This is a genomic window from Myxococcus sp. AM011 (assembly GCF_013372595.1).
GTDB lineage: Bacteria > Myxococcota > Myxococcia > Myxococcales > Myxococcaceae > Myxococcus > Myxococcus eversor.
Genome location: NZ_JABXEM010000675.1, coordinates 1 through 383 on the forward strand (window position 1 = coordinate 1; position 383 = coordinate 383).

1 protein-coding gene is annotated in these 383 nt (G+C 67.9%); it reads left to right on the forward strand.

From position 1 onward, the window contains the following. The coding region (locus tag HUW62_RS47980) for a helicase-related protein (RefSeq protein ID WP_303626930.1) at positions 1-383 on the forward strand (383 nt) is incomplete at both ends.

Genomic DNA, 383 nt, shown 5'->3' on the forward strand with positions numbered 1-383 from the left:
GCGTGAGCTGGTGCCCGAGGCGCGGGTGGTGGTCGCGCACGGGCAGATGCCCGAGGACCTGTTGGAGACCACCGTGCAACGGTTCTGGAACCGCGAGCATGACATCCTGGTTTGCACCACCATCGTGGAGACCGGCCTGGACATCTCCAACGCCAACACTTTGATCGTCGAGCGCGCCGATACCTTCGGGCTGTCCCAGCTGCACCAGCTGCGTGGCCGCGTCGGACGTTCGCACCACCGCGCCTACGCGTACCTGATCACGCCCGACCGCCGCGCGATCACCCCCGACGCTGAGAAGCGCCTGGAAGCGATCGCCTCGATGGACGAGCTGGGCGCCGGCTTCACCCTGGCCACGCACGATCTGGAAATCCGCGGTGCCGGCG